General features: G+C 67.4%; 13 protein-coding genes. 7 read left to right on the top strand and 6 right to left on the bottom strand.

Annotated features, from left to right (window positions below):
- Positions 1-132: 132 nt before the first annotated feature.
- Together PGN37_RS14425 and PGN37_RS14420 are read left to right on the top strand one after the other, a co-directional pair.
- Complete coding sequence (locus tag PGN37_RS14425; RefSeq protein WP_335331707.1) at positions 133-2016, top strand: alpha/beta hydrolase; 1884 nt, start codon at positions 133-135, stop codon at positions 2014-2016.
- A 70-nt stretch (positions 2017-2086) separates the two neighbouring features.
- Positions 2087-2557: a hypothetical protein gene (locus PGN37_RS14420; RefSeq protein WP_335331706.1), complete on the top strand. Its 471-nt coding sequence runs from the start codon at positions 2087-2089 to the stop codon at positions 2555-2557.
- Between the two features lie 10 nt (positions 2558-2567).
- Here the strand turns inward: PGN37_RS14420 and PGN37_RS14415 are convergent, their stop codons facing one another.
- Positions 2568-2723 carry a hypothetical protein gene (locus tag PGN37_RS14415; protein ID WP_335331705.1) on the bottom strand — a complete coding sequence of 52 codons (156 nt, stop codon included), beginning with the start codon at positions 2721-2723 and terminating at the stop codon, positions 2568-2570.
- Between the two features lie 727 nt (positions 2724-3450).
- Here PGN37_RS14415 and PGN37_RS14410 point away from each other — a divergent pair.
- From PGN37_RS14410 to PGN37_RS14395, 4 genes are all read left to right on the top strand, one after another.
- Complete coding sequence (locus tag PGN37_RS14410; RefSeq protein ID WP_335331704.1) at positions 3451-3873, top strand: GIY-YIG nuclease family protein; 423 nt, start codon at positions 3451-3453, stop codon at positions 3871-3873.
- A complete protein-coding gene (locus tag PGN37_RS14405; RefSeq protein WP_335331703.1) occupies positions 3870-4508 on the top strand; it encodes an HAD-IA family hydrolase in 639 nt (212 codons plus the stop codon). The genes PGN37_RS14410 and PGN37_RS14405 overlap by 4 nt, the downstream gene beginning before the upstream one ends.
- A 167-nt stretch (positions 4509-4675) precedes the next feature.
- Complete coding sequence (locus PGN37_RS14400; protein WP_335331702.1) at positions 4676-5083, top strand: transcriptional regulator; 408 nt, start codon at positions 4676-4678, stop codon at positions 5081-5083.
- Positions 5084-5156: 73 nt separating this feature from the next.
- The gene (locus PGN37_RS14395; RefSeq protein ID WP_335331701.1) at positions 5157-6554 is read left to right on the top strand and encodes a hypothetical protein; all 1398 of its coding nucleotides are present in this window, start codon (positions 5157-5159) and stop codon (positions 6552-6554) included.
- A gap of 11 nt (positions 6555-6565) precedes the next feature.
- On the opposite strand, the gene PGN37_RS14390 is transcribed toward PGN37_RS14395, so the two are convergent.
- The 3 genes from PGN37_RS14390 to PGN37_RS14380 are packed head-to-tail and all read right to left on the bottom strand — an operon-like array spanning position 6566 to position 8711.
- Positions 6566-7276: a hypothetical protein gene (locus PGN37_RS14390; RefSeq protein ID WP_335331700.1), complete on the bottom strand. Its 711-nt coding sequence runs from the start codon at positions 7274-7276 to the stop codon at positions 6566-6568.
- A complete protein-coding gene (locus tag PGN37_RS14385) occupies positions 7257-7703 on the bottom strand; it encodes a hypothetical protein (protein ID WP_335331699.1) in 447 nt (148 codons plus the stop codon). Before PGN37_RS14385 ends, PGN37_RS14390 begins: the two co-directional genes overlap by 20 nt.
- Positions 7704-7742: 39 nt before the next feature.
- A complete protein-coding gene (locus tag PGN37_RS14380) occupies positions 7743-8711 on the bottom strand; it encodes a GlxA family transcriptional regulator (RefSeq protein WP_335331698.1) in 969 nt (322 codons plus the stop codon).
- 81 nt (positions 8712-8792) lie between these two features.
- Between PGN37_RS14380 and PGN37_RS14375 the strand changes: the two genes are divergently transcribed.
- Entirely contained in the window at positions 8793-10100 is a 1308-nt protein-coding gene (locus PGN37_RS14375; protein WP_335331697.1) for an MFS transporter, read from the top strand.
- Positions 10101-10204: 104 nt separating this feature from the next.
- On the opposite strand, the gene PGN37_RS14370 is transcribed toward PGN37_RS14375, so the two are convergent.
- Both PGN37_RS14370 and PGN37_RS14365 read right to left on the bottom strand, forming a co-directional pair.
- A complete protein-coding gene (locus tag PGN37_RS14370; protein WP_335331696.1) occupies positions 10205-11014 on the bottom strand; it encodes an ABC transporter ATP-binding protein in 810 nt (269 codons plus the stop codon).
- Between the two features lie 8 nt (positions 11015-11022).
- Positions 11023-12057 carry an ABC transporter substrate-binding protein gene (locus PGN37_RS14365; RefSeq protein WP_335331695.1) on the bottom strand — a complete coding sequence of 345 codons (1035 nt, stop codon included), beginning with the start codon at positions 12055-12057 and terminating at the stop codon, positions 11023-11025.
- Positions 12058-12059: the final 2 nt, after the last annotated feature.

Here is a 12059-nt window from a genome sequence, read left to right as displayed (position 1 = left end):
CGAGCCTGGGGATGAAATCGGCTCTGGGGACAACTCACCGTCGCAGTCGCCACGATGTGGTACCGGCGAGGAACGCGCCGACCCACTCCCCACCATGTGACACCATCGTCTTGCGCAAACGAGCGGAGGGTCATGCCGGTATCGATCTCGGTGGTCAGGGCGACGCAGCCCGGCTCGCTGGTCGATGCGGCCACCGAGCTGGGTCGCCAGTACTCCGAGGTCCAGACCACGATCGCCGGCGAGCGGGAGACACTCTCGCACCTGCAGGACCACTGGAAGGGCGCGGCCGCCGAGGCCGCCATCGCCCGCGGACTCAAGGACATCGCGATCCAGGAGCGGACCGCGATGCGTCTGCAACAACTGCAGTCGGCGCTGCAGAACGCCGGCCTGCAGATGGGCGCACTACGCGACACGCTGCTGAACCTGGTCTCGTCACTGGAGACGATGGGTTTCTCGGTCGCCGACGACGGCACGGTGACCCCGCATCAGTGGCTGGTGGGACGCTTCCTGGACAGCATCGCCGCCAACTGCAGCACCATGCTGAAGAAGATCTTGCAGCTGTTCACCGATCTAGACGAGAACACGGCGTCCGCGATCGATCAGGCGGACGGCCCGAATCTGGACAACCCGACGCTCAACGTCGGCGGTCAGGATGTACCGATCCCGTCGATGGACACCGCGCCCGCGGACGTCAAGCAGTGGTGGGACAGCCTGACCGAGCAGCAGCGCCAGGAGCTGATCGCGAAGCACCCGCCGATCCTGGGCAATCTGAACGGGGTGCCGGCCGAGGTCCGCGATCAGGTCAACGTCGCGGTGATGGACGACGATCTGGACCGCGTCGAGCACACCGCCCAGCGAAACGGCGTGTCGGTCGACGACGTGACATCCGACCCGAGCAGGTTCGGCCTCTCCCGCGACGACGTCACGCGGTTCGAGAACGCCAAGAAAACGCAGGACGGTCTCCTGCACCAGATGGGCATCGACGGCGACGAACGCAACAACCGCCGCTACAGCGATATCAGCCCGCAGGAGCGGAAAGACCGAAACCTCCGCCCCACCATGCTGTGGGCTTACGAGCCAACGGCTTTCGATGGCAAAGGCCGGGCGGCGGTCTCGATCGGCAATCCCGACAAGTCGCCCAACACCGCGGTCATCGTGCCCGGCACCGGGTCCAGCGTCCGCGACGGGTGGCTCTCCGACGGCCACAACGACGCACGCAATCTCTACGACCAGTCTCTGAAGGCCGACCCGAGCAACCCCACGGCGGTGATCTCGTGGATGGGTTACGACACGCCGGAGAGCTTCACCGATCCCAACATCGCCACCCCCGGCCTGGCGCGCACCGGAGGTGACGCGCTGGCTTGGGACGTCAACAGCCTCGGGGTCACCCACGATCCGTCGGTGCCGCAACACACGACGGTCATCGGGCATTCGTACGGGTCGACGACGGTGGCGGATGCGTTCGCGCGCAGCGGGATGCAGGCCAACGATGCGGTGCTGCTCGGTTGCCCGGGCACCGACGCCGCCCGCAGCGCCGCCGACTTCCATCTCAACGGCGGTCAGGTCTACGTCGGGGACGCCTCGACCGATCCGGTCGGCATGCTCGGCGAGGCAGGCCCCGGTCTGCCGAATGCGCTCAACGACAAGCTGGGCAACATGATGGGTGTGTCCGCCGGGCTGGGAACCGATCCTGCGGGCCAGGATTTCGGGTCGGTCAGGTTCCGGGCCGAGGTCGCCGGCGCCGACGGTATCGACCCGGCCGACCATTCGAATTACTACAAGGTCGGCAGCGAATCACTGCGCGGCATCACCGACATCGCGTCCGGCAACGCCGATCGTCTGGCCACCGACAACCTCATCGCCGAGCACCGCCATCCGGTGACCGTGAGTACACCCCGCGAGGTCGACGTACCCATCATCGGTAAGGTGCCGATCCCCGGTGTGGACGTCCAGACCCCGATCATCTACGACCCAGAATGGGACCGAGAGAACGTCACCAATGACCACAGGTATTGAAATGCGGTTACGCGTCTGCGCGGCAGCGTCGTTCGTCGTGCTCGCCGTCCTCACAGGAGGTTGTTCATCGATGTCTCCCCCACCCGAGAACACCGCGTCCGCCGGTCCGACGGCCCAAGGCCTACCCGACGATCAGGCCAGAGCGCAGGTGGTCGATGCGGCCAGGGATATCGCCAGAGCGGCGAATCTGCGCGTCACGTATGCCACATTCGAGTGGGAGTGGTGCAACGACCAGGGTGAGCCGCCGTACCACGGTCGCGTGGACGTGGCATACGAAGTGCCGCAGGGCACCGACAGCGCGACGATGGCCAAGCAGGTCGCGGCGACCGCAGCACAGCAGCCCGGCTGGGCGCCCGGTCCACCGCCGGGACTGAATCCGTACGGCGAAGTGGTGCACAAGGGTGGCGTGATGGCGATCGCTTCGGTGGGCAACTACCCCGAGCGGGGTTCGCTGCAGATCTTCGGCGAATGCCGGAACATGACCGATCACCGCGACGACAGCGCACTGAAAGACATCACCGGTGAGGTGAAGAACCGCTGAGGCGTTCGCGTCAGCGGTCAGCGACCGACGACGAGAACAGCCACGCGGTGACCCAGACGACGGCGACGACCATGAGCAGGGCGCCGGGGATGTGGAACTTCAGCAGGTCGCCCTCGCCCAGGGCGGCCTGGATGAACGAGTAGACGAACGCGAGCCCTGCGACCACCGCCGTCCACCCACCCGCTGCGCCGGGTAGTAGGCCAACCCGGCCAGCGCGACGGTCAGCCCGCCCGTGACGACGTGCAGCGCGATCGCCGCGCCGCCGTGGATGTCTTCGAGTTCGTGCAACTGGACCAGTTCACCCGCGGTCACGAACGAGACGATCAGCACCGCGACCGACGCCAGCGCGAAGCCCCTGGCCGTGACGAGGAACGCTCTCGCTGACGTCCGTACGTCGCCTTCCGGCATGGCAGTCCCTCTCGTCGGCGGTACCTCGACAGTACCCAGCCGCCGCCTAACTCAGACGTTCCGCCCGCGTAGCACGATGGAAACACTGCGCGGGAACACCTTTCGTGTCTTCCGACGAAAGGTGACAGATGACCGACTTCGCTCGACGCCGGCTTGTCGGTGTGCAAGCCGGGGGTCGGGCGGCGGGCAGGGCAGTGATCTGGACGGTCGGGGTGCACGGGTAGGTGTACAAGTCGCATTTCGCCTGATTCACCGACGGCTAGGCTGTGGGGCATGGCCGGCCGGATGTCCGAACGACGCACCGCGGACCTTGTGTCCACCTTCCTTGCAGCGCAACGGTATACGCGCGACGAGGTGTTCTCCGACGCTGATCCGGTGCCGGCTCAGGCGGGGGGCGCACGGATGGTGGTTCCGGGAGATCCCGGGCGGGATCGACGCCTCCGCATGCGAGCAGCGCGACGGCTGGACCCTGCTCTACGGTCGGCGTGAGCCCCGGCCCGCCGCGGGCCGACGGCAAGCCGCAGACCCCGCAGGATCTTCGCAAACGCATCCGCTACCACTTCGGCGCGGGGAACGCCGGCGCGGACGGCTCGACGCTCCGTAAGTCGCTGGGGGTCCTGCTGGGCGGAGAACTGGGTTTCGCGCTACGCAGGGTCGGGTCGGGTAAGCGCCAGACGTTCGCCGGCGGAGAGGCGATCCTGACTCAATGGATGGCGGAGAACGCCGCGGTGTCCTGGGTGCTGCACCCGGAGCCCTGGCACATGGAAGCCAGGCTACTGACCGCTTTGGTGCTGCCGTTGAACCTGCAGGGCAACGAGCGCAACGCTTTTGCACCGGAGTTGAAGCGGCTGCGTCGGGACGCGGCGGTCAAGGCCGGAAAGATGCGGGTGCTCGCCGAGTGGTCGTGAGTCGCCGCCCGCGGTACGACGCGGTGCTGTTCGATCTGCTCACCGCGCTGCTTGATTCGTGGACCGTGTGGAACGACGTCGCCGGCGATTCTCGCACCGGAGCCCTGTGGCGAAACACGTACCTCGCGATCACCTATGGACAGGGGTCGTATCGCGACTACGAGACCCTGGTCGCCGAGGCGGCCGAGGCTTGCGGCCTCGATCGCGGCCTGGCCGCGCGGCTGGCCGCCCGATGGGCTGAGCTGCAGCCGTGGAGTGATGCCCCCGCGGTCCTGGCCGAATTGGCCTCGGCCGGTGTCAAGCTCGGAGTCGTCACCAACTGCTCAGAACGTCTGGGGCAGCTCGCCGCCGCGCGGCTGGGCGTTCCCCTCGACGTCGTCGTCACGGCCGAGGCGGCGGGTGCATACAAGCCGCAGCCGGCGCCCTATTCTCTGGCCTTGCAGGAGCTGCGGCTCGAACCGCACCGCGTCCTTTTCGTCGCCGGCTCACGCTATGACATCGCCGGAGCGGGCACCCTCGGCATGCCCGTCTGGTGGCACAACCGCGTGCACATGGACCGCGGTGATCAGCCCGCACCGATGGCCGAACACGACAATCTCCACCCGCTCGTCGGCGATGTCCTGAGAATGCCGTGAACGTGTGCACAAAGTTTCGAAAGCCATTCTGCGCAGCGCGGCGGTGACAGCGATTCTTACCAATAGATCTCGAATTCTGGAATAGCCGGGGAATTGCGGGTTCAGAACTTATCCTGATTCGATCGGCCCGGAATCCGCTCACCGGCCGCGCGAGGGGGACAGCAGAGATGAACACATTCGCAGATCGACTGAACCGGCTTTTCGACACGGTGTATCCGCCGGGGCGTGGACCGCACACATCCGCCGAAGTGGTCACGGCGCTCAAAGCCGAGGGATTGACGATGTCGGCTCCCTATTTGTCGCAGTTGAGATCGGGAAACCGAACCAATCCATCGAGTTCGACAATGGCCGCATTGGCAAACTTTTTCCGCATCAGACCTGAATTCTTCACCGATGACTCCTACTACGCGAAACTCGACCAAGAACTGACGCTTCTGGCCGGTCTCCGCGACGAAGGGGTACGCCGCGTGGCCGCACGAACCATCGGACTATCGCCGGAATCTCAGCGCGATGTGGTGCAGAAGGTCGACGAATTGCGGCGCAAGGAACACCTCGCCGACGATGAGTCGGTGTGATCAGGCCCGCCTCGCGCCACCGAGCCCGGACATAGTGATGGGGCCACGGGCCCGGCAGCCCAGCAACTGCACGGTGCCGGCATGGCGATACATCGCCGCAGGCGGCGCGATCTCGTCGATCCTCCTCGTCTTCGGCGGCGGAGCCGTCGCGTACGCCGACGATCGCGCGCCGAGCGCCGTCGACTCGGGCAGCCGAGACACTCCCTCCATCACGGACCGCTCGCAAGACTCGACGCCTCGGCACCGAATGACGGAATCGTCGTCACAGACGGAGACAGAGACAGAAACGGAGACCGCGGAGACCGGAGCCACGGACCCCCACGACGCGGACGGTTCCGACGAGTCTCCGCGGACCGACGATCCCGCCGTGCCGCCTGGTTACCAGGACACGTCGACGGACGGCACCGTGGATCCGTCGCCTGAGATACCAGGCGATGTGCCGCCCGACGATGATCCGACCATCGACCCACCCACCGTCGACACCGGAGCCGGCACCGAGACCGAGACCGATCCGTCGACCACACAGCCGGATTCGTCCTCAGGATCGGTGCCGGCCGCCACCGTGATCACTACGGGGCCGACGTCGGGCGACGCCACCGCGGGGATCACCGAAAACCCGGTCAGCACGGACACCTCGACGATCTCCGTGCCCGACGTCGAGCCCGCGCCGGTCGTCAGCGTGTCCCCTGCCGTGGACAACTCTCCCGTCACCGTCGATGCACCGGTCGTCTCCGCCGCCGAAGCCAACACCGTTGTCTCCGTGCCGGTTTCGGCAGTCGTCACGACGGTGCCACTCGCCTCGCTGACGGCGGCGATCGCGCCGCCCAGCATTCTGCAGTGGTTCGCTTTGTTGACCTGGGCACAGCTGCAGTGGCTCATACAACAGCAGCTGGGTGGACCGGGTGTCACACCCGTCCTGGGCCGCCTCGGCGGTGCAGACCCTCGACTGATCAGCGCTGTGTACCCGAATTTGTCCACGACGGCTGATCCTCCGATGCAATTATCGTGGCTCAGAACGACACTGGACGCCCTTCAGGGCATGCGACTACTCGGCCTCCCGGTCGATCCTGCGCTGCTGCAGAGAACGTCGGCGACATTGGCGGCCGAGACGGCACGGCTGCCCGCGATCGCGAAGGCGCTGACCGATCAGGTGAACGCGCGCTCGGGACTCCAGCTGAGCGCGCCCTGCGTCGGCGCGTTCATCCGCAACGTGTCGATATGGGCCCTGTTCACGGCTGCCGCCCTCGGGATCTTCGGCATGATCAGCATGACCGGCCTCGGGGCCATGGTCGGCTTCCGTCAGGCCAAGGCGGGCTACGCGTTGCGGGCCGCCGGCCTGGCTCGATTCAGCGGCCCCGGCCCGCTGGGCCTCGTGCGGGACGCAGGGTTCGTGCAGATCGGGTCGCGACGCCCGAATGCTGAACGGCCACGCCTGCACGCCGTCGCCACGCATCTGCGCGACAGCGCCTGACGTCCTGCGGATCAGCTCTTGTCCAACCTCGTGGTCTGAGCCTCGTACAGGGCCGGAAGTTGTTCCGCCAGTGATGAATCGAAGGCTGCACCGCGAGGGCCGGGGGTGTATTCGGCGGTCACCAACAGGCCGCGGTGGACGCCGACGATCATGGCGATGTCCCAGGCCAGCGACTGGGTCTTCGTGGTCGTCCGCGTGTGCATCACCACACTGATCGCCTCCGCCGGAATCGGACCGAAGTCGGCAGGCTCGACGCGGGTAGTGGACTGCAACTCGGGTGTGGTCAGTGAGAACGACTCGCAGTGCGCGTCGAGCCCGTGTACCTGAACCGGTCGCGGTGTGACCGCCAGTTCGATGCCGATCGCCGCACCACCTGAGGAGCGCATCGCGAGCGCCTTCTGCGTGACCTCGCCCTGCGAGAGGAAGATCCCACACTGGGGCGGTTCGACCGGGGCGGGTCCGCCCTGCGGAACGGCGATGATGGTGCCCCACTGGGTGCCGGGCAGCGGTGGCACCGCGCTGTCGTCGATGGGCATGTCCTCGGTCAGGACATGGATGTCGGGCAGCACGGGCCGACCAGCGCCGCGATCTGAGTGCGCTGCATGACCGGAGAGGACGGTGAATCCGCCTGCGATCACGGCGATGTGGAGGACCGCGACCGATGCGCGCAGCGCAGTCGCGCCCACCGCCCGGCGGGGACCGTCAGCCGGACTGCGTGTCATCTCGACCCGCTTCGGCCGGGTGACGGTCGACCCGCTCGACGAACACGGGGACACTGACGCTGCCGCCCCCTTCGATGCTGGCGATCAGCGCGACGCGTCCGGTTGTCCGGGTGGTCAGCCCGAAGGCGCTGATCCAGAAGTGGTTCTCTCCCGCGAGATGTGCGCCGGGGATCTCCTGGTCGCCGAGCACCGTGATGTCGTCGTTGGACGAGACCACTTCGAGCTTCATGCGGTAGGGCCTGCCCTCGTCGTCGGGGCCTGCCTGCATCAGCGTCACCAGGGCCAGGGGCAGGGCCAACTGCTCACCGTTGCCGTTCGTCAGGCCTACCGCCGGAACCTTGACGACGTCGAGGACGCCGCCCGTCACGTTGAGCTTGCCGTCCACGATCTCAGCGTGCTCGGCGAGGAAGGCGCCGACGATCTGCATGTTTCGAGAGTAGCGACGGACGCGGATGTGCCGTTTCGGCTACCGCTCGTGGCCGGCGAAGACCTTGCGATAACTCGACGGCGACATGCCCAGGCCACGCCGCAGGTGGTGACGGAGGTTGCCGCCGGAGCCCAACCCCGAGCGGCGGGCGACCTCGTCGACACTCAGGTCATGACTTTCGAGTAGTTCGCGAGCGCGATCGACGCGGCGGTGCCGGAGCCATTCCCCGGGTGGCTGGCCTGTCTCCTCGCGGAACCGGCGGATGAACGTGCGGGTGCTCATGCCCGCATGCTCGGCGAGCTGACGGATCGTCAGCGGTTGGTGCAGGTTCTCGGCGGCCCAGTGCCTGGTCTGCGCTGTCGACGCGAAATCGTCCATCGGAACGTGACTTTCGATGAACTGGGCCTGCCCGCCCTCGCGCCAGGGCGGGACGACGCAGTAACGGGCGACCGCGTTCGCGACCTGCGTCCCGTGGTCGCGCCGGATGATGTGCAGGCACAGGTCGATACCCGCGGCGAGACCCGCGGAGGTGAGCACGTCGCCGTCGTCGACGAACAGCACGTTCTCGTCGACCAGCACCTGCGGGTACAGCGCGCGCAGCGCGTCGGCGTGCTGCCAGTGGGTCGTGGCCGGGCGGTCGTCGAGAAGTCCCGCCGCGGCGAGCACGAAGGCGCCCGTGCAGATCGAGGCGACGCGGGCCGAGGGTGAGAGCGTGGCCAGCGCAGCAGCGACCTCGGGGTCCAGCCGGCCGTCCACGCGGGCGGGCTCATACCGCGTCCCGGGGACCACAACGGTGTCGGCGGTGGCCAGGACCTCGGCTCCCGCGGCCGGGATCATCGCGAACCCGGTGTTGGCGAGGACGGGTTCGGCGGTCACCCCGCAGGTGATCACCTCGTAGAGCGGATTGCCGTCGGAACCCACGGCCGCCCCGAACAGGGTGGGCGCGATCGCGGCGTCGAAGCCGATGACCGGCTCGAGCAGCAACACGGCGACCCGGTGAGCGGACATGACGCCATGATGGCACGTTTTCGACGAATAACGGCAGTCTTGCCACTAGCCGCCAAGGCCGCCGGCCGCCATAGTCGAGCGGTGACCGTGACCGACCGCTCCCCGCGCAGCATCGTCGGCCTGCATTGGGCCTGGGTTGTGGCGGCCGTCAGCTTCGTTGCGCTGCTGGGTGCCGCCGGCTTCCGCTCCGTGCCCGGGGTGATGATGAACCCGCTGCATCACGAATTCGGCTGGTCGCACGGGACCGTCGGGCTCGCGATGTCGGTGAACATGACGCTGTTCGGCCTGACCGCGCCGTTCGCCGCGGCGTTGATGGACCGCTTCGGGATCAGGCCCGTGTTGACCGTCGCGCTGACGTTGATCGCGGCCGGCAGTGCGCTGAGCGTGACGATGACCGCAAGCTGGCAGCTGGTCCTGTTGTGGGGGGTGCTGGTCGGCGCAGGGACCGGAGCCATCTCGATGGGTTTCGTTGCGACGATCGCCACCCGTTGGTTTGACGCACACCGCGGACTGGTCACCGGCGTGCTGACCGCCGCCAGCGCGACGGGTCAGCTGATCTTCCTGCCGGTGGTCGCCGCCATCACCACCCACCATGGCTGGCGGTGGGCGTCGCTGCTGGTCGCTGCCGCCGCGCTCGCCGTGCTCCCGCCCGTCCTGCTGTTGATGCGAAACTGGCCGCAGGACAGGGGCCTTGGCCGCTACGGGCAGCAGCCGACCGTCGATGCGGGACCGGCGTCACGTCCGCCGGGCAGCAGTTTCGCGGCGGCGTTCTCGGGGCTGGGGCTCGGTGCGCGGGTGCCGGCGTTCTGGCTGTTGGCCGGCAGCTTTGCGATCTGCGGCATGACGACCAACGGGCTGATCGGCACCCACTTCATCCCCGCCGCCAACGACCACGGGATGCCGACGACCGTGGCGGCCGGCCTTCTCGCGGTGGTCGGCATCATGGACGTCGCGGGCACGGTGTTCTCCGGATGGTTGACCGACCGCGTGGATGCCCGCGTGCTGCTGGTCATCTACTACAGCGGGCGGGGGTTGTCGCTGCTCGCACTTCCGGCCCTGCTCTCTCCGCACGCCGAGCCCGGAACATGGGTGTTCATCATCTTCTACGGCCTGGACTGGGTGGCGACGGTTCCTCCGACCATCGCGCTGTGCCGCCAGTACTTCGGTGACAAGACGCCGATCGTCTTCGGTTGGGTGTTCGCCTCGCACCAGCTCGGAGCGGCGGTCGCCGCCGCGGGCGCCGGCTGGATTCGCGACCTGCGCGGCGACTACGACCTCGCGTTCTACCTCGCGGCAGGCCTGTGCGCTGTGGCGGCGGTGATGTGCCTGTCGGTGCGCAGAGTGGGCACGGCACACTCGTCCGTCAGCCAGGTGGGGCCTGGAAAATAGCCGCTACCCGCGGGGCAGCCGGCGCTGACGAGCACATGCGATGGACATCGACCTGACCACCCCGCCGGAAGGGGCGCGAGTGCCCCCTTTCCGGCGCCGGCCGATCAGTCCGCGGCGGTCGAACTCCCCAGGAGATCCCGGACCCGGTTGGCGACGCGGATGAACTCCGGCCGCTCCATGGTGTCGGAGTAGTCGCGGTCCGCCGGCAGGTCGACGTCGAGCGTTTCGACGATCCGGCCGGGACGGGGGCTCATCACCACGACGCGGTTGGCCAGGTACACAGCCTCGGCCACGGAGTGGGTCACCAGGACGACGGTCGTCTGAGTCTCCCGCCAGATGCGGTGCAGCTCGACGTTCATCTTCTCCCGAGTCAACGCGTCGAGTGCGCCGAACGGCTCGTCCATCAGCAGCACATCCGGTTCGTGCAGCAACGCTCGACACAGCGAGACCCGTTGCTGCATACCGCCCGAGAGCTCATACGGCATCGCGTTGGCGAAGCCGTCGAGCCCCGTCATCTCCAGGAGGTGGTCACACCGGCGCGCAGCGGCTTGGCGGGACATACCGCGCATCTCGGCCTGAAGCAGGATGTTCTTCCGCACGCTGCGCCATTCGAGCAGGGCGGCTCGCTGGAACACGTAGCCGATCTCGCGCTGCGGGCCGCGCACAGCCTTGCCGCGCAGCCGCACCTCGCCGCTGGTGGAACCGGTCAGCCCGGCGATCACCTTGAGCAGCGTCGACTTTCCACATCCCGAGGGGCCCGCGATGGTGACGAACTCGCCGTCGGCGACCTGCAGATCGATGTCCTGCAGCGCGGTGGTGGTTCCGCGCTTGGAGGAGAACGTCACGGTGAGGCCATCGACGGTGATGCCGGCGGGGGTCACTCCGGTCGACGGATCGATGGTGGCGGTGGTCATCTGATCTCCTACTCGTTGCCGCGCGGGCTGATAGAGGACTCCCAGTACTCGCTGGGCTCCTTGGCCGTCTCGAGCAGACCGGCCTCGTTCAGCGTGGCGATCGTGGACTTCCAGTCGGCTTCGGAGTTGACGCCCGGCGCCTGGCCCGCGGTCGCGGGGGTGCTCAGCAGCGGGATGGTCTGACGCCACTGTTCGAGCAGCACCTCACGCGGCGGCATCTGCGGGTCCTTACCCGCCATGGCGTCCACGGCACCCTCGGGGTCGGCGACCGCGGCTTCGAACGCCTCACTGGTGGCTTCAACCATCTGCTGCGCGAGTTCTTTGTTGTCGGAGAGTGTTTCGGTGTTGGCGATGAGTCCATTGCTGTAGAAGTTCAAGCCGGCGTCGCTGTACCGGAGGTAGCGCATCTCGCGCCCGCTCTTGTTCGCGATCGTCGGGCCCTGGTCGTGGGCGAAGCCGATCAAACCGTCGACGCGACCCGACATGACGGCGGACATCTTGCCCGCGGCATCGAGGCTTTGCTGCTTCACCTGATCCGCGGAAACTCCCACCTTTTCGAGGTAGATCGGGAACGTCGTGGTCGGCGCGTCGCCGGCGGACACCGCGATGGTCTTGCCGACGAGATCCTCGGGGGTGTTGATGCCCGAGTCCGCGAACACCTGCACCGCAGACGGCGTCGTCTGCAGGAAGACGCCCGCACTCTTCACCTTGACGCCCTTGTCGATGTTGCTCAGGACGGCAGGCGTATCGGCCCAACCGAAGTCGACCTGCTGGGAACCGACGGCCTGCACGGTCTTCGTCGACCCTTGTCCGGCATCGATCTTCAGGTTGATTCCGTGCTCGGCGAAGATGCCCTTCTCGACGCCGTAGTAGAACGGCGCGTGCTCGCCATAGGGGTACCAGTTGAGCATCAGGGTCGCCGGTTGAGTCGATCCGTCAGCGGCGGTGGTGTTTTCGGATCCGCTTCCGCCGCAGGCGGTCAGCGTCAGCAGGGTGGCAGTGGCTGCGGCAGCGATGCCGACGGCCCGTCGGTGCAACGACATGG

The sequence above is a fragment of the Mycobacterium kyogaense genome (assembly GCF_036946525.1).
Taxonomy (GTDB): domain Bacteria; phylum Actinomycetota; class Actinomycetes; order Mycobacteriales; family Mycobacteriaceae; genus Mycobacterium; species Mycobacterium kyogaense_A.
This window is presented reverse-complemented; position numbering and strand designations above follow the sequence as displayed.